Genomic DNA, 18,541 nt, shown 5'->3' with positions numbered 1-18,541 from the left:
TTGCGCATTCTCGAGCGATGGCGCCCCGCGCCACGCTGCAGCCCCGAAGGCAACTGGATAATCGTTCTAGCGCAGCGGCAGCAGCTCCAGCTGGCTCTGCGCCTTCTTGACGGCTGCCGCGAACCAACTCTGGCTTGGCGCTTCCTTGGCGAAGCACTTGGTGTAGGCGTCCATCGCGTTGTCTTCGCGCGTGATGTCGCCGCGGGGGTCCTTCTTATCGATGGGTTTGGCCATCATCTGCTTCCAGACCTTCTCGCAAGCCGGGATCTCACCCGTCTTCACCGCATCGCTTGCGGCGAGAAAGAAGACCTTGTCGCCCTGGATCGCGACGACGTCGATTTCATGCGGCGGTCCCTTCAGATCGCCGTTGCCGCGGACGCCCAGTACCGCAACCGCCGCGCTTGTGCCCGCGGGCTTCGTGATCGGCAGCTCGGCATATTTGGCGAAGGCGGAGTCCTGGATCGCCTGATAGTAGAAGCGGTCCGACTTGAACGCCGCACCGATCTCCTGCGGCATCCCGTCCTCGCGATGCTCGCGCAGCCAGTGCTTGAGCAAGCCGGTCGTGGTCGCCACCGCTTGCATCTTGTCGCCTTCGGACGCGAAGCCGAGGCCGTCGAGATGGCCGAAACCGGAATCGCCCTTGAAGAGCGTGTCCGCGTTCGTCTTGCCGTCGGCCGGCAGTCCCTTGATCGCGACGGGGCCCACCAGGCCGCGCAGGACGTCCGTCAACTCCTTGAGCGCCGCATCGTGCTGCTTATAGGTCTCGTCGTTCTCCTTGGCTTTCGAGAGTTTTGCGATGTAGCGATCGCGCAGGTCGAGATAGCGCTGCTCCGGGCCAGCCGCATGCGCGGACGTGGCGAAAACGAGCAGGCAGAGCAAGGCAAGGCACTTCATAGCGATCCCGGGAGGCACGAGCTGTCTTCTGCCTTTGTGCCTCCGTTGCACCGGAAGGTTCATCCATGGTCAACTGGTCTTTGAATAGACCGGTTCGCGATGAACTTCCCGACCGTTCTCGTCGATGACGACGATCCGGAGATCCGGATGTCCTCCTGGCCTTGTCGTGCGAACGTCTTCCGCCAGGTTCTTGCTGTGGGCAATGGCGGCGCCATCGCTTCCAAACTCCAGACCTGACTTGTCCCGAGCCGGAACGCCATCTCTCACATCGAAATAGTACGTGCGCATCAGCATCCTCTCACGTCCACCTGGAGTGATTGGCGATCCTGTCGAAGAGGAAGGGCAAACAGGGGCACAAAGCCCTGGGGGACGTTTACTGCAAATCGGGTTAAACACGCAGCGACGCTAGCGAAGGTTGCTCAAGGGCAGTTTGATTCCGATCAAACTCTTCTGTCATGGCTCAGCCTCTGTCATGGCCCGGCCTCGACACGAAGCGTGCCTCGCAAGGCAATTGAGCTCGGGCAAAGCCGCGCGAGCGTCCCTACTCCGCCGGCGTGAGCTGCCGGTTCAGCCGCATCGCAGCCGTTTCCCGCACCCGGACGCGGGCGCGGCGCTTGCGCCACCAGATCACGATTCCGGTGACCGAGAGTGCCGCCACCACCAGCCCCATGACCGAAATCAGGATGCGGCCGAACAGCCCGACGATGCGGCCCGAATGCAGCGGGAATTGCGCCTGCACGAAGATGTCGGCGGCGGTGCCGATCCAGGGCAGCCGTTCGCCGATCGGACGGCCGTCCTCGCTGTCGTAATAGAGCTGCGCCGGACCGACACCGCCGGCGCCGTGATCGTCGCCGGGATGGAAGAACGCGGCGGCATAGACACCATGGGCCGGGCCGTAATTGACCGAGCCGACCGGAACGGTCCACCCTCGCCCCTTGGCGTCGGCCGCCGCGCGCGCGGCGATGTCGGCGAAGTTCACCTTGGGCTCGATGGGATCGTCGAGATCGCGATATGGCCGCTGCTCATAGGGCGTCGGCGTGTAGTTCGACACCATCTTCATCAGCGGCGAGAACACCTCGAAATAGAGGTTCAGCGAGAACGCCGTGAAGGCGATGATGAACAGCACGCCCCAGGCCCACAGGCTGAAGGCGCGGTGGATGTCGAAATTGATCCGGTAGGCGCTGCCCGAGGTCTTGATGGTCCACGCCGGCGCCCAGCGCGCCCAGAAACCGCGTTCGAGCTGGCGCGCGACTTGCGGCGCCCGCGCCGCCCTGGCGCTCCGGCGCGAGGGCAGCGTCAGGTAGAAGCCGACGAAGCAGTCGATGGTCCAGATGATGGCGATCACGCCGAGCACGCGCATGCCCCAGCGGTCGCTGCCCCAGAATTCCGGGATGTGCATGGTGTAGTGCAGCTTGTAGAGGAACGAGACGAAGTTTTCGCGCGTCACCGGCCACACCGCGCCCCAATAGCGCCGGCCGAGCTCCGCGCCGGTATTGGGATCGAGGAAGATCTGATTGTAGTCGAGCGCGTAGCGCTTGCCGGTCGCGGGATCGATCCGCGGCATGACGAAGAACCACAGCGAGTGGCCCTCCTCCGGCGTCATGAACAGATAGACCACGCGCGCACGGGGGTCGCGCTCCTCGATCATCTTGGCGAGATCGATCGAGGGAATCGCCGGGCCCTTGCTGCTGACGTCGAACAGATGGCTGTTCAGGACCTCGTCGATCTCATGATCCCAGGAGATGATCGCCCCGGTGATACCGGAGAAGAACAGGAAGCCTGCCGTCAGCAGTCCCGCCCAGCGATGCAGCTTGCCGAATATCGCTCTCATCGTTCAGATCTCGCCAAGTAAGACGTGGATGGCCGGGACAAGCCCGGCCGTGACGACCTCTCGTGGGCCCTCACCGTCCTCATTCAACCTCACCACCGATACGTCAGCTTGCCGATCGCCTTGCGACCCTCCGCGTAGAAACAGCCCGACAGGCTGTAGCAGGCGGCGACGTAGCGGGTGTCGGCGAGATTGGTGACGTTCAGCGACAGCCGCCAATTGTCCCTGGTGTAGGCGAGCAGCGCGTCCAGTACGGTCGCGGATCCCACCTTGAACGTGTTGGCATCATCGCCCCAGGTCGCGCCGACATAGCGGAGGCCGCCGCCGAACTGCAGGCCCGCGAGCGGCCCGGTCTGAAGCGTGTAGTCGTTCCACAGCGACGCGCGGTTGAGCGGCACCGTGACCGGTGCCTTGCCGACATTCACCGGATCCTGCGTCACCGTTGCATCGACATAGGCATAGGCCGCCCGCAGGTTCCAGCCGTCGGCGAGCGACATGCTGCCTTCGAGCTCGATACCGCGCGATTTCACCTGACCGGTCTGTTCGGCGAGATAGCTCGGAGGCGCAAAGGTGACGACGTTGTCGCGCGTCAGGTCGAAGGCGGCGAAGGTGAACAGCGCGTTCCAGCCGATCGGCTGGTACTTGACGCCCACCTCGTACTGCACGCCGGTCTCGGGATTGAGCAGCTGTCCGCTCGGGCCGGTCGCGAGCACCGGCAGGAAGGATTCCGAATAGCTGAAATAGGGCGCGATGCCGTTGTCGAAATTGTACATCAATGCGGCGCGGCCGGTGAAGGCCGATGCATCCTTCGCGACTGACGTGTTGAAGATGCCGCTGTCCACCTGCGTCGTCACGAAGTCCTGGCGGCCGCCGAGCTGGAACGAGAGCCGGCCGAGCTTGATCTGGTCCTGCGCGTAGAGGCCGACCTGCGACTGCTTGACGCCGGTGTCGTCGCTCATGGCGCCCATGGTCCAGTCGTAGCTGTAGACCGGATTGAAGACGTTGATCTCGGGCGCGGATGTCGTGACGCCAAAGGCGGTGTCGCGGAATCTGGTGTTGCGATAGTCTATGCCCACCAGCGTGGTGTGGCTGAGGAAGCCCGTGGTGAACTTGCCCTGGAGCTGATTGTCCACCGCGAAGGAGTTGATGTAGGAGTTGCTGTAGCTGCCGAAACGCGCGAGCCGCCCTGCGGCCTCGTCGGTATAGCCTCCGCCGTAAAACACCTTCTCCTCGTTGTGCTGATAGGCGTAGCGCAGATTCTGCCGGAACGTGATGTTGTCGGTAAAATTGTGCGAGAGCTGGTAGCCGGCGGTCGCGATCTCGGTGTTGAACGCGTTGAAGCTTGGCACGCCCGCGAAGAACGAGACCGGGATGGTGCGGCCGTTGTTCGGCCACACCGTGCCCGAGGCCGGCAGGAACTGGAGGCCCCACCCTGCCCGGTCACGCTGGTAGTTGGCGAGGATCGTGATGGTGGTGTCCTCGTTCGGCTTGAACGTGATGGCGGGCGCGATGAAGACGCGGTTGTCCTTGGTGAAGTCGACCTGGGTTTCGCCGTCGCGCACCACGCCGGTCAGGCGCCACAGGACGGTGCCGTCCTTGTTGGCCGGACCGCCCATGTCGAACTGGCCCTGATAGCGGTTGAAGCTGCCGCCGGAGATCGAGACCTCGCCGAACTGCTGCGCCGTCGGCAGCTTGGTGACGTAGTTGAGGATGCCGCCGGTGCCGCTGCCGCCATACATCGCCGAGGACGGACCCTTGAGGACCTCGAGACGCTCGGCGCCGTAGGGATCGAGGCCGTTGAAATGCACGTAGTTGCTGGAGGGTACCCGCAAGCCATCGACGTAGAGGCCCGACATGGTGGTGTCGAAGCCGCGGATCTGGAGGGCGCCGAAGCGGGTGTCGGAGCCGCCGTTGACGTCGCCGCTGACACCCGCGGTGTAGCGCAGCGCCTCGCCGATCGAGACCGCACCCTGATTCCTGACCTGGTCGGTCGTGACGACGGAGACGGACTGCGGGGTTTCGATCAGAGGCGTATCCGTCTTGGTCGCGGTGCCGCTGCGCGTCGCAACGAAACCGCGCACCGGACCATTGGCGCGTTCACCCGTGACGCCGTTTGAGGATGCCGATTGGGTTGGCGCGGCTTGCTGCGGCGGAGCGCGACGATCGGCGCGTGCGGTGCGTGTCGCCCCTGAGCCTCGCCTTGAGGCGACCGCTGCAGGCCGGGCGCGCTGGGCCGGGGCTTCGACGGTGACGGCGGGGATCTGCGTCTGCGCCTCCACGGCACCGAAGGGAACGACGAGAGCAAATGTGCTGGCCGCTCCGAGGAAGAGAATCTGTATCTGTCGACGACGCGTGTCGGCGCGCGAAGAAAGTTGCAAGTCGGTCACGTCGAGGCCCCACGCACTGCCGGCTTTGCCGGTATCGTTTTTGATGCCTCGCCCTAACGCAGGCGATTTCGGAGTGCGATAGGAACTGCGTTAGAATTTCTCCAGACGCGTGCGCAACGCGTGCGACGAATGCGCTCAGTCGTATCTCGAAGTTTGGAATGCTTCCAGACCGACAAGAACCTGCTTGTTCGAAATGTGTAAAACGGCGTCAGCGATGTCGCAGCCGGCGATTGACCCGGCGCGCGAGATAATCGCCGGCGCTCTGGACCAGCTGCACCAGCGCGATCAACACCACGACGACGGCCAGCATCATCTCCGGCATGAAGCGCTGATAGCCGTAGCGGATGCCGAGGTCGCCCAGGCCTCCGCCTCCGACGGCACCGACCATGGCGGAATAGCCGAGCAGGCTGACCACCGCGAGCATCAGCGCGCCCGGCTCAGTGGACCCGCAACCAGGGCCATACGATCAGCAGGAGCCCCGCGAAATACAGCACCCCGAAGATCAGCCCAAAACCCCAGAACTGACCTTTGCCGATATAGCCGCTGCCGAAATACATCGGCGCCGGCCCCGTCGCGTAAGGCGAGATCACCCCCATCAGGCCGAGCGAGTACATGCAGAGCATGGCGAGCGTCGTGACCGGCAGGTCGGGGATGCCGGATCCAACCGCGAGCACCACGGGCAGCACGGCGGCGGCATGCGAGGTGATGCTCGAGAAGAAATAGTGGATCCAGAAGAACAGCGCGACCAGCAGGAGCATCGCGGTCGACGGCGACAGCCCGGCGAGCGGCTTTGCATATTCGGTGGCGAACCATTTGATGAAGCCGATCTCGTTGAGACCAGAGGCCAGCGTCAGCAACGAGGTGAAGTAGAAGAACACCTCCCAGGCGCTCTTCTCGGCGACGATGTCGGCAAACTCGATCACGCCCGTCACCAGCATCAGCGAGATCACGATGAACACGACGGTGGTGGCGTTGACGAAATTCGAGCCCAGGAGCGGCACGCGGATGTCCGGGCTGGAGCCCGCGATCCACAGGAACATCGCGAGCAGGATCAGCGCCAGCATGATCCACTCGTTACGCGACATCGGGCCCATCTCCGCGAGCTCCTTCGATGCCCATTCGGAAATTTCCGGGCTGCTCTTCACCTCGGGGCGGCAGACCGCGTAGCTGAGCAGCGGGACCAGCACCATCAGGAGGAGGCCGAGCGGCGCAAAGCCCATGAACCATTGCGCCCAGCTGACGTCGATTCCGACGGTCTTCTTGGCGATGGCCAGCGCCGCCGCATTGGGCGCGAGCGCGGTGAAAAACAATGAGCTGGTGACGGCGGTCGACGCGAACGCGGTCCACATCACATAGGTGCCGATTTTGCCGGCGGTCGGTCCAGGCTCGGAGCCGTAGATGCGCGGGATGTTGCTGATGATGGGATAGACGATGCCGCCGCTGCGCGCGGTGTTGGACGGCGTCGCCGGCGCCAGCAAGAAGTCCGACATCGCCACCGCATAGCCGAGGCCGAGCGTGTTGCTGCCGAGCTTTTGCACCAGCACGAGCGCAATACGCCGGCCCAACTGGCTCTTGCGATAGCCGATCGAGAACACGAAGGCGCCGACGATCAGCCAGACCGTGCTCTCGGCAAAGCCCGCCAGCATCCATCGCAGCGACTTGGTCGGGTCGGGATCGATATAACCGCCGACGCCGGCAACCGTCAGCCCGATCAGGCCGACCGCGCCGACCGGCATCGATTCCAGGATGAGACCGGTGATGACGGCCGCGAAGACGGCAAAATAGTGCCACTGATTGACGTTGAGCCCTGCCGGCACCGGCAACAGATAGATCACCAGCCACACCGCGAGCGGCGCGATCAGCTTCCAGCGAAACCCTTTCGCCTCAGGCGCCTGCGAGCTAGTGGTCATGGGCCCTCCCCCTCGATCGTCATGGTCGTCGGCCGGCCGTTGATCGGGCCTATTTTGTCCCAGCGCCGCGTATACGGATAGACCGCGGCGCAATCAATGCCTGGCCGGCTTCTACCGCCCTCTGAACTTCGGTTTGCGTCGCGTCAGGAACGCCTCAACGCCCTCCCTGTGGTCCTCGCTGAGGCTTGCCAGGGCGAACTGGTCGACGTCCATGTGGCTGGCGAGATTATCCAGCGCATGCGCCAGACGGTTGACCGTGAGTTTTGTCATGGCAACGGAGAGCGGCGGCTGCGCCGCCACCTTGCGCGCAAGCTCCATGGCGGCATCGAACGCATGGCCGGGATCGACCACCTGCTCGACCAGGCCCCACTCATAGGCTTCATCCGCGCTGATGCGCTGATCGGCCAGGATGACAGCCTGCTTGGTGCGAGCCGGGCCGATCAGGTGCAGCATGCGCGGAATGCTCTGCCAGCTCATGTTCATGCCGAGCCCGATCTCGGGCACGCGCAGATGGGCATCGCGTCCCATGACGCGGAAGTCGAGCGCGACGGCCAGCGCCACGCCGCCGCCGACGCAAAAGCCCTCGATGGCGGCGATCGTGATCTGCTCCATCTCCTGCCAGGCGTGGGTCAGGCGCGGTCCGAGCTTGAGATGCCGCCGCAGCGTGCCGAGGTCCATGTCCTTGCGCGAGCGCCCTTCGGCATCCTTGAGGTCGAAGCCGGCGCTGAACGCAGCCGCGCTGCCTGTCAGCACCACGACAGAGGTTGCGGAATCATCCTCGAAACTGCGCGCGGCCGCGGTGAGCTGGCGCAGCGCCTCCGGCGACAGCGCGTTGATGCCGTCGCCGCGGTCGAACCGCACCACCGCAATCCGCCCCTCCGGCCCGAGGCCCTTCTCGATCTTCACATAGTCAGGCAACGCAATCTCCCCTGGTCTTGGTCTTCCTGGTGCTCACAGATGCCCGGTACGCCGATGTTCGGGTTCACTTCCTTGGACCGGAAACCGGATCGTGGTCCCGATGGTGATCCAGTTGGCATTTTCGCCGGTGATGTTGCGGCCGTAGATCAGATCGACGGAGAAGATCTCGTTCGGTCGGTAACGGACACCGGTCTGGAAACGCGGCTGCACGACGCTTGCGACCTCGGAGGCGCCGGCCTGCCCGTACGCCTCGATCGTCCATTGCAGGGTCTCGGTGAATTTCCAATCGAAGCCGATGCCGTAGGTCAGGTAATGGCGATCCACCGTGCGATCCCAAAGCCAGCCGCCGTTGACGTTGATGCGCATGGTCTCCGACAGGCGGAAGGTCGCGGGGATGACGGCAAAGGCGGATAGCGCCTCGCCGGTCGCCGCGTCGAATGATCCACCGCCATAGGCCGACAATCCCCACCGGCCGATCCCGGTCGGGATCAAGTTCGTCTTGCCTTTCGGAGCAATTGTCGTGCTCCAGTCGCCGTCGCTGCGGGCCCGGATGGTCTGAAGGCTCAGCTCGATCGGCCTGAAGGGATCGACGACACAGGAGGGATTGGCGACCGCCGAAAAATCCGCGTTGGTCGCCGCCGACAGCCAGCTTTCCACCTTGCAGGAGCCGACCTCGGAAATGTCGGCGGCATCGACCGCATAGGCGCCATTCGCGGCGCGCGCATCCTGCCCCGCGAATGCGCCAAGAGCCGCGATTGCGGCGGTTATTCCGGTTGTTGCAGCCCAGCCCATGGTGCGACGTTAGCAGAGTCTTCGCCTCGACAACGCCAGGATTCTGGGACTATCTTCGCCCCCATGAGCGAGCATCATCATCACCACGATCACGACCATTCCGAGCTGTCGGAGACCGAGTTGCGCGTGCGCGCGCTCGAGACGATCCTGACCGAAAAAGGCTATGTCGAGCCGGCCGCGCTCGACGCCATCATCCAGGCCTATGAGACCCGGATCGGCCCTCATAACGGCGCACGCGTCGTCGCCAAGGCCTGGAGCGATCCGGCGTTCAGGACGGCACTGCTGGAGGACGGCTCGAAGGCGATCGGCACGCTCGGCCATGTCAGCCGCGTCGGCGACCACCTCGTCGTGGTCGAGAACACACCGCAGCGTCACAACATGGTCGTGTGCACGCTGTGCTCCTGCTATCCTTGGGAAATGCTGGGGCTCCCGCCGGTCTGGTACAAGGCCGCGCCCTATCGTTCCCGCGCGGTGAAGGACCCGCGCGGCGTGCTCGCCGATTTCGGCGTGCAGGTCGCCAAGGACGTTGAAATCCGGGTCTGGGATTCGACCGCCGAAACGCGCTTTCTTGTGCTGCCGATGCGCCCGGCGGGGACCGAAGGCTGGAACGAGGAGCAGCTCGCCGAGCTGGTCACGCGCGATTCCATGATCGGCACCGGCTTGCCCAAGGTGCCCGGAGCGCTGTCATGAACGGCGTGCACGACATGGGCGGCATGGACGGGTTCGGCAAAGTCGAGCCCGAGCCGAACGAGCCGGTGTTCCACGAGGAATGGGAGTCGCGTGTTCTCGCCATGGTGCGCGCGATGGGCGCGGCCGGCGCCTTCAACATCGACACCTCGCGCTTCTATCGCGAGACGATCCCGCCGCATGTCTATCTCTCGAGTTCCTATTACAAGAAATGGTTTCTCGGGCTCGAGGAGATGCTGATCGAGAAAGGCTATCTCACCCGGGAGGAAGTCGCCGCCGGCCACGCGATGCAGCCGGCCAAGGCGCTCAAGCACGGCAAGTTCGATCTCGGCCAGGTCGAGCGCATCATGGTGCGCGGCAAGTTCGCCCGCCCTGCCCCGGCACCGGCGAAATTCAAGATCGGTGACAAGGTCCGTGCGAAGAACATTCATCCCGCGACCCACACCCGCCTGCCGCGCTACGTGCGCGGTCATGTCGGCGTCGTCGAGCTGAACCATGGCTGCCACGTGTTTCCGGACTCGGCGGCGATGGAGCGCGGCGAGAATCCGCAATGGCTCTACACGGTCGTGTTCGAGGGCCGCGATCTCTGGGGCGCGGATGGCGATCCGACCTCGAAAGTCTCGATCGACGCGTTCGAGCCGTATCTGGACCCGGCGTGATGAGCAGCACGGCTGCGGCTGCCGCGACGGCAGCGATCCCGAGCATTCCGCGCGATGATGACGGCCCGGTGTTCCGCGCGCCCTGGGAGGCGCACGCCTTCGCGATGGCGCTGACGCTGCACGAGCACGGCGTGTTCACCTGGCCCGAATGGGCGGCGGCCTTGGCCTCCGAAATCAAGCGCGCGCAGGCCGCCGGCGATCCCGACACGGGCGAGACCTACTATCTCCATTGGCTCGCCACGCTGGAGGGGCTGGTCGCGCGCAAGGGCGTTGCGTCCGCGGAGACGCTGCATCGCTACCGCGACGCCTGGGACCACGCGGCAGATCGCACCCCGCACGGCAAACCGATCGAGCTGACGCCGGAGGATTTTGCGCCGTAGTCGCTTTGCGCGCCTGGGTACGCTCTCGCCCCAACCAACCCTGTCATTCCCCGCGGAGGCGGGGAATCCAGTACGCCGCGGCCTGTCGATTATCACGACCGTCTCGGAGTACTGGATCACCCGCTTTCGCGGGTGATGACACCGAGTCTGTGGGGTCACCGCCCCGCCACATACTCCCGCCATCCCTTCGCCCGCAGGCTGCACGCCGGGCACTCGCCGCAGCCGTAGCCCCAATCATGCTGCGCACCGCGTTCGCCGAGATAGCAGGTGTGCGATTGCTCGCGGATGAGGTCGACGAATCCGTCGCCTCCGAGGTCATGGGCGAGCTGCCACGTCGCGGCCTTGTCGATCCACATCAGCGGCGTATGCAACTCGAACTTGCGGGCCATGCCGAGCGACAGCGCGGCCTGCATGGCGCGGATCGTGTCGTCGCGGCAATCGGGATAACCGGAATAGTCGGTCTCGCACATGCCGCCGACGATATGACTGATGCCGCGCCGGTAGGCCAGCGCCGCGGCGAAAGTCAAAAACACCAGATTGCGGCCGGGCACGAACGTGTTCGGCAGGCCGTCAGCGCCCATCGCAATCGCAACGTCGCGCGTCAGCGCCGTCTCGGACACCGCCGCCAGCGTCGGGATCGACAGGGTGTGGCTCTCGCCGAGCCTGGAGGCCAAATCCGCGTGCAGATCCTTGATGCCGTCGAACAGTCGGTCGCGGCAGGCAAGCTCGATGGCATGGCGCTGGCCGTAATCGAACCCCAACGTCTCTACGCGGGCAAAGCGGTTCAGCGCCCAGGCGAGGCAGGTGGTGGAATCCTGGCCGCCGGAAAACAGCACCAGCGCGGTTTCGGATGAAGATGCGTCACTCATGGCCCGCGCTTTAGCACTGCGCACGCTGCTCGCCAATCTGGCCCGCCAAGCCGGTGGAAATCACCTTGTTCCGCCGCGCCACACTGGGAACGGGGGCTTGGTTTTGGCATAAGTCTAGAGAGCCAGGAGACTGCCCCGCAATGACCCCTTCCCGCGACATTTCCCGTCTGATCGAGATCATGGCGGCGCTGCGCACGCCGGTGACCGGCTGCCCCTGGGACCTCGAGCAGAATTTTGCGACCATCGCGCCCTATACGATCGAGGAAGCCTATGAGGTGGTCGAGGCCATCAGCCGCGGCGATCTCGACGATCTCTGCGAGGAGCTTGGCGACCTCCTGCTGCAGGTGGTGTTCCACGCTCAGATGGCCGAGGAGCAGAAGGCTTTCGCGTTTGGAGATGTCGTCGAGGCCATCACGCGAAAAATGATCCGGCGCCATCCTCACGTCTTCGCCGACAAGGACGGCAACCTCGCCTCCTCCCACGTCAAGGAAGTCTGGGATCGCATCAAGGCCGAGGAGAAAGCCGAGCGCGCCGCGCGCCGTCCGCCGCAGGAAGCGCCGTCCCACAAATCGCTGCTGTCAGGCGTGAAGGCCGGCCAGCACGCGCTGACGCGCGCCATGGAGCTGCAACGCAAGGCCTCCACTGTCGGCTTCGACTGGAACGACCCGCGCGCGGTGCTGGCTAAAATCCGCGAGGAAGCCGACGAGATCGAGGCCGCCCTCGATCGCAACGACAGCGATGGCTTGGCGGAAGAGACCGGCGACCTGATGTTCGCGCTGGTCAACCTCGCCCGCCATGTCGATGCCGATCCGGAAGCCGCGCTGCGCGCGACCAACGCGAAATTCGAGCGGCGCTTTGCGTTTATCGAGCGGGCGCTGGAAGCGCAGGGGCGCACGCTTGAGCAGGCCTCGCTCGCGGAGATGGACGCGTTGTGGAATGCGGCGAAGGGTGAGGAGAAAAGCGCCGCACCGGCCGGGAAAAGCAACCAGGCCCGGTCCTAGCTCAAGCGTCGTCCTGGCGAAAGCCAGGACCCTTGCCGCGAATGCACATTGTTGAACCACGCTGGAGCTACCAGCGTGCCAATTCCAGCCGCTTGTGGTTATGGGTCCCGGATCTGCGCTTACGCTTGTCCGGGATGACAGCGTTGCTTGAGGCGGCAGTTAGCTCAACTCACTGGCGGGGCGACGGCGTCTACGCGTTCAGCCGCGGCACCGCATCGAACCTGTTCACCACGATATCCCGCTTGGTCTCGTCCACCCGTACCGTCATGTCGAAGCGGCCGTCGTGCAACTCCTTGGCCAGCACTTCGGAATTCCGATGCAGCCAGCTGATCCCGGCGCCATCGGAGGCATCGATGGAGAGGTCGAGCGTGATGCGCTTGGCGGCCAAGCGCTCCTCGATCGCGGCGAGCAGTGCGTCGACCCCCTCGCCCGACACGGCGGACACCAGCATCGCCGGATGATCCTCCGGCCTGCGCGCGGCGATGTTCAAAAGTTCTTCGCGCTGTTCGGGACCATAACGGTCGATCTTGTTCCAGACCTCGATGATGCGGCCTGAGTCGTCGGGATTGATGCCGAGCTGGCGCAGCACGGCGTCGACGTCGCTCTGCTGCGCCTCGGCGTCGTCGTGCGAGATGTCGCGCACATGCAGGATGACGTCGGCCTCCAGCACCTCCTCCAGCGTGGCGCGGAAGGCGGCGACGAGCTGCGTCGGCAAATTGGAGATGAAACCGACGGTGTCCGACAGCATCGCCTTGCCGCCATGCGGCAGGGTGAGCGCACGCAGCGTCGGATCCAGCGTGGCGAACAGCATGTCGGCGGCCTGCACGTCGGCGCGGGTCAGGCGGTTGAACAGCGTCGACTTGCCGGCATTGGTGTAGCCGACCAGCGCCACGACGCGGTACGGCACGCGCTGGCGACCTGCGCGATGCAGTCGCCGCGTCGCCTGCACCTTCTTCAGTTCGCCCTCGAGCTTGGAGATCCGCTCCTGGATCAGACGGCGGTCGGCTTCGATCTGCGTCTCGCCGGGACCGCCCATGAATCCAAAGCCGCCGCGCTGGCGCTCGAGATGGGTCCATGAGCGCACCAGGCGCGAACGTTGATAGTTGAGATGCGCGAGCTCGACCTGGAGCGAGCCTTCCTTGGTCTTGGCGCGGCGGCCGAAAATTTCCAGGATGAGGCCGGTGCGGTCGAGCACCTTTGCCTGCAACTCCTTCTCGAGATTGCGCTGCTGGATCGGCGCCAGCGCGCAATCCATCACCACGAGCTCGACCTCGAGGCTCTTGGCGAGCGCGGCGATCTCCTCGACCTTGCCCTTGCCGATATAGGTCGCTGGGCGGATCTGGTTGATCGGCGCGATGATGGCGTCGGCAACGACGAGATCGATCGCGCGCGCCAGGCCGGCGGCTTCGTCGAGCCGGGCTTCCGCGTCACGCAGGACATGAGCTTCCGATTGCGCGTCGGCACTGCCTGCGCGCACCCGCAAATAGGGACCGATGACAAGCACCCGCCCCGTCTGCGTACCCCCTGCCGACCGCGGACGGTCGGCATCCCCGTCGAAATTCCGGGGTTCCAATCAGATCACTCTCAAGCCGGCTGGTCCTCGCCGCCTTCGAACAGCTGGATCGGAGCGCCCGGCATGATGGTCGAGATCGCATGCTTGTAGACGAGCTGCGAGTGACCGTCGCGCCGAAGCAGCAAACAGAAATTGTCGAACCAGGTCACGATGCCCTGGAGCTTCACTCCGTTGACCAGAAAGATCGTCAGTGGCGTTTTGGTTTTGCGAACGTGATTAAGGAAGGTGTCCTGCAGGTTTTGTGCGCGGTCTGCCGCCATTGTTTTTTTCTCGCTTTGAGTTTCTTTTTATTGCGCCGGTTTCGGCCCTCTTTTGAAATTCGGGGTCCTCGTCCGGTTGCCGTCCCTCATGAGATCCCCCTCGGAGGGACAGCGGTTCAATTAGAGGACAGGTAGGCTTATTAGGCAAGCCGCTTCACGCGGCAGCCCATGCCGTATTGCCCCGAAAAACTACGGAAATCGATGATTTTCCTCGCCTATTCCAACGACGTCGCAGCGTTAGCCGACGCCGAGCGCCTTCAACTTCCGGTGCAGTGCCGAGCGTTCCATGCCAACAAACTCGGCCGTGCGAGAAATATTTCCTGAAAAACGGCTGATCTGTGCAATCAAATAGTCGCGCTCGAACACTTCGCGCGCTTCGCGCAGCGGCAGGCCCATGATGTGCTCGCCATTGTTGCTGGTCGGCATCGCCGGCACCATGGAGCCGACGTCCTGCGGCAGCATGTCGGCAGTGATGATGACCTCCGGCCCGCCCGCGGCCAGAATCATGACTCTCTCAACGTTGTTGCGGAGCTGGCGCACATTGCCCGGCCAGACATGCGACTGCAGCACCGCCATCGCGTCCTGCCCGATCTGCCGCTTGGGCAGGCCGCTGCCCGCGGAGATCTGCTCCATGAAGTAGTCGATCAATTCCGGAATGTCCTCGCGCCGCTCCGACAGCGCCGGCACGCGGATCGGCACCACCGAGAGCCGGTGATAGAGGTCCTCGCGGAAATGACCCGCCGCGATCTCCTCTTCGAGGTTGCGCGCGGTGGAGGAGATGATGCGGACGTCGACCTGCACCTTGCCATTGCCGCCGACGCGCTGGAACGACTGCTCGACCAGCACGCGCAAGATCTTGTTCTGTGTCTCGCGCGGCATGTCCGCGATCTCGTCGATGAAAAGCGTGCCGCCATGGGCCTCTTCGAGCGCGCCGGGCTTGCGCGCGTGCTCGCCGTTGGACTGCTCGATGCCGAACAGCTCGTGCTCCATCCGCTCGGGTGTGATCGCAGCGGCGTTGATGACGACGAAGGGGCCGTCGGCACGGCCCGAGGCGGTGTGCAACGTGCGTGCGGTCAGTTCCTTGCCGGCACCGGCGGGACCGACGATCAGGATGCGGCTGTTGGCCTTGGCCGCACGCTCGATGGTCTGGCGCAGCTGGTTCATGCTGGGCGAGCGGCCGACTAGCGAGCTTGCGCTCGGCGCGAGCTGCTTCAGCTCCTTGACCTCGCGCTTGAGCCGCGAGTTCTCCAGTGCACGGTTCGCGACCAGGATCAGCCGGTCGGTCTTGAACGGCTTCTCGATGAAGTCGTAGGCGCCACGTTTGATCGCGGCGACCGCAGTCTCGATGTTGCCGTGGCCGGAGATCATCACGACCGGCAGATCGGGGTTGTCCTTCTTGACCTGCTCCAGCAGTTGCAAGCCGTCCAACTTGGAGCCCTGCAGCCAGATGTCGAGGAACACCAGATGCGGCCTGCGGTTGGCGATCTCGGCAAGCGCCGTATCGCTGTCGCGCGCGGTCCGGGTCACGAAGCCCTCGTCTTCGAGGATGCCCGCAACGAGATCCCGAATATCGGCCTCATCATCGACAATCAGAATTTCACTTGCCATGGGTCGCCTGTTTTCTCAGCTGCCTGTTGAGGCTTCGATGTTCGTTGAATCATTGGTCTTTTCAGCCGGCTCTTTGGTTTCGGCGGCCGCCTCTTTTGTTTCCGGATCCTTGACGGATTGCGTGGCCGTTTCGCCGATGTCCGGCTTGGCCGTTGCCGCGGCCGGCGGTTCGGCCCCCTCGCTCTTGGCGGGAGCGCCGGAGATCGCAAAACGCATCCGCATCCAGGCGCCACGCTGTCCCTCGCGGAAGTCCGAGGCATCTTTCAGTTCGATGCGCCCACCATGGTCTTCCAGCACGCGACCGACGATCGCGAGCCCGAGGCCGGTGCCCTTGGCGCGTGTCGTCACATAGGGCTCGAGCAGGCGCGAGCGCGCCACCTTGGGCAGGCCGATGCCGTTATCGACGACGTCGATCAGCACGTCCTCGCCCTCGCGCGAGACCACGACGTCGATCCGGCCCTTGCCGAGCTCCTCCAGGGGGACCTGCTCGATCGCCTCGGTGGCGTTCTTGACGATGTTGGTGACAGCCTGCGAGATCAGCCGCCGGTCGAACTGGGCGCGCAGCGGGTCTTCCCTGAACTCGGCCTCGATATCGATTTCGGGGTGGGCGACCTTCATCAGGAACACCGCCTGGCGCACTGCGTCGGCGACGTCCTCACCCTCCATCACCGGCTTCGGCATCCGCGCGAAGCGCGAGAACTCGTCGACCATGCGGCGGATGTCGTCGACCTGGCGCACGATGGTGTCGGTGCACTGTTCGAAGATCTGCTTGTCCTTGCCCTCGGTGATGTCCTTGCCGAATTTGCGGCGAATGCGCTCGGCGGAGAGCTGGATCGGGGTCAGCGGGTTCTTGATCTCATGCGCGATGCGGCGCGCGACGTCGCCCCAGGCCGAGGTGCGTTGCGCCGAGACCAGCTCGGTGATGTCGTCGAGCGTGATGATGTAGCTGTCGTGCGGTTGGCTGGTCTTCTCGGCGCTGACGCGCACCGACAGATTGCGCTCCTGCCCGTCCCGCGTGATCGTGATCTGCCCCTGCACCAGGCGCTGGGTCCCTTCCCGCGCCGTCTTCATCATCTCTTCGAGCTCGGGAAGTACGTCGGAGAGCGGATGGCCGAGCGTCTCGGCTTCCGAGTGCCCGATCAGCTTTTCGGCGGAACGGTTGAGAATGCCGACGCTGCCTGAATTATCCACGCCGATGATGCCGGCGCTCGCGGACGACAGCACCGCCTCGATGAAGCGGCGGCGGCTGTCGATGAGGTCGCTGGCGTTGACGAGCTCGTCGCGCTGGCTGCGCAACTCCTCCGTCATCTTGTTGAAGGTCTCACCCAGCTGGGCGAGGTCGCCTTCGGACTGGTGCACCGGCACTTTCACATGGAGATCGCCGGTCGAGACCGTCTGGGCCGCGTTCATCAGCCGCCGGATCGGCGAGACCAGCGAGTTGGCGAAGTTGAGGCCGATCAGCACCGAGGCCATCAGGATGGTCAGCGCGATCACCGCGAACATCAGCGCGAACGCGACCTGGATGCCGAGCCGGCGCGACTCGATCTGGGCGTATTCGGCGACGCTGACCTCGGTCTGCTTGAGCTGGTTGACGACATTCGGATCGAGCGGCCGCGCGACGTAGAGGAAAGTGTCGCTGAAGGCGCGTAAGCGGACCACTGCGGCGACGTAGCTCGCATCGGGCAGCACAGCGATCTCGGGCTCGGATTCGTTGACGTTGCTGAGGAAGTCCGGTGCCGGCGGCGAATAGGCCAGCCGCATGCCGGTGTCAGCGGATTCGAGAATGTTGGTGTTCTTGTCGATGATCATCGCGCCCGGCAGATTGCGCGAGGCGGCGCTGGACGTCAGCAATTCGCGAAACGAGCGGCGATCCTGGTCGTAGAGCGGGCGCGCGTGGGCGATGTCGTTGGCCATGCCGAGAATGTCGCCCCGGATCAGCTGCGCATGATCCTGCATGTAGGCCCGCGCGATCGTCAGCGAATTCTGGATCACCTCCTTGGTCGGGCCGGAGAACAGGCGATCGAGGCCGCGTTCGATGGTGACGTTGGCGACGACGGCAACCAGCACCGCCGGCAGCACCGCCACGATCGAGAACAGGCTGACGATCTGGACATGGAGGCGTGCCGCCGCCCTGCCCCGCCGTCGCGCCAGGATCAGCTGCCAGAGCTCGCGGATGATGATGCCGACCAGCAGCAGGATGGTGGCTGCGTTGCTCAGGTAGAACGAACGGACAACTTGCGGCGTCAGTTCGATGCTGGTGAGGCCGGTCAGGACCAGGAAGGTGAGCAAGGCCGACAGCAGCGCCAGCGCCACGGCAAAGGGCGCCAGCCAGCGTCGCGCCGACCAACGCCGGGGCTCTTCTGCTGGGGCCGTGTCAAAGGATGCGGCCGAGGTGTCTGCGCTGGTCATTCCGGCAATGGGTGCTGAAAACGGAGGTCCGCGGCGGGCGGATACTGATGTATTCGTACCACATTGTTGCCGAATTGCGACAATTCCGCGGCGCCACCGCCGCGACCGACCCGCGCATCCACAGCGACATGCCGGATGCCGGAACGGATTCCAGCCCTCACGGCTTGACCGGGATGCACAAGTTCTTTCTCGCAATGATGGTGTCGGCCGTGCTGCTGCTGATCGTGGCGGCGGATCTGCTGGTCAATGGTCTCGGGGTGCAGGAGCCCAATGCGAACGTTGCCAGCGCGATACAGGTAGCAGGCCGGTTTGTCAGATAGGTCTGGGGCCGCGTCCCGCGGCTGAAATCACCATATGAATGTTCCG

At 64.5% G+C, this 18,541-nt stretch carries 17 protein-coding genes and 1 pseudogene; 5 read left to right on the top strand and 13 right to left on the bottom strand.

All coding sequences use genetic code 11. The features are described 5' to 3' along the window. Positions 1-66: 66 nt before the first annotated feature. The 8 genes and pseudogenes from BRA471DRAFT_RS19560 to BRA471DRAFT_RS19530 all read right to left on the bottom strand — a co-directional run bounded on the left by BRA471DRAFT_RS19560 (position 67) and on the right by BRA471DRAFT_RS19530 (position 8,729). Positions 67-894: a hypothetical protein gene (locus BRA471DRAFT_RS19560; RefSeq protein WP_007610328.1), complete on the bottom strand. Its 828-nt coding sequence runs from the start codon at positions 892-894 to the stop codon at positions 67-69. Between the two features lie 69 nt (positions 895-963). Next, on the bottom strand, positions 964-1,182 hold the full coding sequence (locus BRA471DRAFT_RS36975; RefSeq protein WP_007610326.1) for a hypothetical protein: 219 nt from the start codon (positions 1,180-1,182) through the stop codon (positions 964-966). Positions 1,183-1,435: 253 nt separating this feature from the next. Further along, complete coding sequence (fsrB, locus tag BRA471DRAFT_RS19555; RefSeq protein WP_007610325.1) at positions 1,436-2,725, bottom strand: siderophore utilization protein FsrB; 1,290 nt, start codon at positions 2,723-2,725, stop codon at positions 1,436-1,438. A gap of 89 nt (positions 2,726-2,814) precedes the next feature. Further along, positions 2,815-4,803, bottom strand: coding sequence for a TonB-dependent siderophore receptor (locus BRA471DRAFT_RS19550; RefSeq protein WP_035975010.1), 1,989 nt, complete (start codon positions 4,801-4,803; stop codon positions 2,815-2,817). 514 nt (positions 4,804-5,317) lie between these two features. Further along, positions 5,318-5,539: pseudogene (locus BRA471DRAFT_RS19545) on the bottom strand (DL-methionine transporter permease subunit); the annotation flags it as partial. Between the two features lie 7 nt (positions 5,540-5,546). Next, complete coding sequence (locus tag BRA471DRAFT_RS19540; protein ID WP_007610318.1) at positions 5,547-7,019, bottom strand: DASS family sodium-coupled anion symporter; 1,473 nt, start codon at positions 7,017-7,019, stop codon at positions 5,547-5,549. Positions 7,020-7,130: 111 nt separating this feature from the next. Continuing rightward, positions 7,131-7,937, bottom strand: coding sequence for an enoyl-CoA hydratase/isomerase family protein (locus tag BRA471DRAFT_RS19535; protein ID WP_007610317.1), 807 nt, complete (start codon positions 7,935-7,937; stop codon positions 7,131-7,133). 33 nt (positions 7,938-7,970) lie between these two features. Beyond that, positions 7,971-8,729 (bottom strand): hypothetical protein, encoded by a 759-nt coding sequence (locus tag BRA471DRAFT_RS19530; RefSeq protein WP_007610316.1) that lies wholly within the window; start codon positions 8,727-8,729, stop codon positions 7,971-7,973. Between the two features lie 63 nt (positions 8,730-8,792). Here BRA471DRAFT_RS19530 and nthA point away from each other — a divergent pair, with 63 nt between their 5' ends. From nthA to BRA471DRAFT_RS19515, 3 genes are read left to right on the top strand one after another with little or no spacing between them, the layout of a single operon-like run. After that, positions 8,793-9,419 carry a nitrile hydratase subunit alpha gene (gene nthA / locus BRA471DRAFT_RS19525; RefSeq protein ID WP_007610315.1) on the top strand — a complete coding sequence of 209 codons (627 nt, stop codon included), beginning with the start codon at positions 8,793-8,795 and terminating at the stop codon, positions 9,417-9,419. Then, positions 9,416-10,075 carry a nitrile hydratase subunit beta gene (gene nthB, locus BRA471DRAFT_RS19520; RefSeq protein ID WP_007610314.1) on the top strand — a complete coding sequence of 220 codons (660 nt, stop codon included), beginning with the start codon at positions 9,416-9,418 and terminating at the stop codon, positions 10,073-10,075. The genes nthA and nthB overlap by 4 nt, the downstream gene beginning before the upstream one ends. After that, positions 10,075-10,455, top strand: coding sequence for a nitrile hydratase accessory protein (locus BRA471DRAFT_RS19515; RefSeq protein WP_007610313.1), 381 nt, complete (start codon positions 10,075-10,077; stop codon positions 10,453-10,455). Before nthB ends, BRA471DRAFT_RS19515 begins: the two co-directional genes overlap by 1 nt. A gap of 155 nt (positions 10,456-10,610) precedes the next feature. Here BRA471DRAFT_RS19515 and queC read toward each other — a convergent pair whose 3' ends face one another. Next, complete coding sequence (gene queC / locus BRA471DRAFT_RS19510; protein WP_007610312.1) at positions 10,611-11,324, bottom strand: 7-cyano-7-deazaguanine synthase QueC; 714 nt, start codon at positions 11,322-11,324, stop codon at positions 10,611-10,613. A gap of 140 nt (positions 11,325-11,464) precedes the next feature. On the opposite strand from queC, the gene mazG reads away from it, so the two are divergent. Further along, positions 11,465-12,325, top strand: coding sequence for a nucleoside triphosphate pyrophosphohydrolase (mazG, locus tag BRA471DRAFT_RS19505; protein WP_007610311.1), 861 nt, complete (start codon positions 11,465-11,467; stop codon positions 12,323-12,325). A gap of 190 nt (positions 12,326-12,515) precedes the next feature. Here the strand turns inward: mazG and hflX are convergent, their stop codons facing one another. From hflX to BRA471DRAFT_RS19485, 4 genes are all read right to left on the bottom strand, one after another. After that, the gene (gene hflX / locus BRA471DRAFT_RS19500; RefSeq protein ID WP_007610304.1) at positions 12,516-13,898 is read right to left on the bottom strand and encodes a GTPase HflX; all 1,383 of its coding nucleotides are present in this window, start codon (positions 13,896-13,898) and stop codon (positions 12,516-12,518) included. Between the two features lie 11 nt (positions 13,899-13,909). Continuing rightward, positions 13,910-14,158 carry an RNA chaperone Hfq gene (gene hfq, locus BRA471DRAFT_RS19495; RefSeq protein WP_007591126.1) on the bottom strand — a complete coding sequence of 83 codons (249 nt, stop codon included), beginning with the start codon at positions 14,156-14,158 and terminating at the stop codon, positions 13,910-13,912. Between the two features lie 237 nt (positions 14,159-14,395). Continuing rightward, positions 14,396-15,766: a sigma-54 dependent transcriptional regulator gene (locus BRA471DRAFT_RS19490; RefSeq protein ID WP_007591127.1), complete on the bottom strand. Its 1,371-nt coding sequence runs from the start codon at positions 15,764-15,766 to the stop codon at positions 14,396-14,398. Between the two features lie 15 nt (positions 15,767-15,781). Continuing rightward, a complete protein-coding gene (locus BRA471DRAFT_RS19485; protein ID WP_007610303.1) occupies positions 15,782-18,175 on the bottom strand; it encodes a PAS domain-containing sensor histidine kinase in 2,394 nt (797 codons plus the stop codon). An 11-nt stretch (positions 18,176-18,186) separates the two neighbouring features. Between BRA471DRAFT_RS19485 and BRA471DRAFT_RS19480 the strand changes: the two genes are divergently transcribed. Then, positions 18,187-18,495 (top strand): histidine kinase, encoded by a 309-nt coding sequence (locus BRA471DRAFT_RS19480; protein WP_083843247.1) that lies wholly within the window; start codon positions 18,187-18,189, stop codon positions 18,493-18,495. Positions 18,496-18,541: the final 46 nt, after the last annotated feature.

The sequence above is a fragment of the Bradyrhizobium sp. WSM471 genome (assembly GCF_000244915.1).
Lineage (GTDB): Bacteria > Pseudomonadota > Alphaproteobacteria > Rhizobiales > Xanthobacteraceae > Bradyrhizobium.
This window is presented reverse-complemented; position numbering and strand designations above follow the sequence as displayed.

What these genes read in the sequence shown, in the direction of transcription:
- BRA471DRAFT_RS19560 (WP_007610328.1), bottom strand. Translation starts at nt 894, where the DNA reads ATGAAGTGCCTTGCCTTGCTCTGCCTGCTCGTTTTCGCCACGTCCGCG.
- BRA471DRAFT_RS36975 (WP_007610326.1), bottom strand. Translation starts at nt 1,182, where the DNA reads ATGCGCACGTACTATTTCGATGTGAGAGATGGCGTTCCGGCTCGGGAC.
- fsrB (WP_007610325.1), bottom strand. Translation starts at nt 2,725, where the DNA reads ATGAGAGCGATATTCGGCAAGCTGCATCGCTGGGCGGGACTGCTGACG.
- BRA471DRAFT_RS19540 (WP_007610318.1), bottom strand. Translation starts at nt 7,019, where the DNA reads ATGACCACTAGCTCGCAGGCGCCTGAGGCGAAAGGGTTTCGCTGGAAG.
- BRA471DRAFT_RS19530 (WP_007610316.1), bottom strand. Translation starts at nt 8,729, where the DNA reads ATGGGCTGGGCTGCAACAACCGGAATAACCGCCGCAATCGCGGCTCTT.
- nthA (WP_007610315.1), top strand. Translation starts at nt 8,793, where the DNA reads ATGAGCGAGCATCATCATCACCACGATCACGACCATTCCGAGCTGTCG.
- nthB (WP_007610314.1), top strand. Translation starts at nt 9,416, where the DNA reads ATGAACGGCGTGCACGACATGGGCGGCATGGACGGGTTCGGCAAAGTC.
- BRA471DRAFT_RS19515 (WP_007610313.1), top strand. Translation starts at nt 10,075, where the DNA reads ATGAGCAGCACGGCTGCGGCTGCCGCGACGGCAGCGATCCCGAGCATT.
- queC (WP_007610312.1), bottom strand. Translation starts at nt 11,324, where the DNA reads ATGAGTGACGCATCTTCATCCGAAACCGCGCTGGTGCTGTTTTCCGGC.
- mazG (WP_007610311.1), top strand. Translation starts at nt 11,465, where the DNA reads ATGACCCCTTCCCGCGACATTTCCCGTCTGATCGAGATCATGGCGGCG.
- hfq (WP_007591126.1), bottom strand. Translation starts at nt 14,158, where the DNA reads ATGGCGGCAGACCGCGCACAAAACCTGCAGGACACCTTCCTTAATCAC.
- BRA471DRAFT_RS19490 (WP_007591127.1), bottom strand. Translation starts at nt 15,766, where the DNA reads ATGGCAAGTGAAATTCTGATTGTCGATGATGAGGCCGATATTCGGGAT.
- BRA471DRAFT_RS19485 (WP_007610303.1), bottom strand. Translation starts at nt 18,175, where the DNA reads ATGACCAGCGCAGACACCTCGGCCGCATCCTTTGACACGGCCCCAGCA.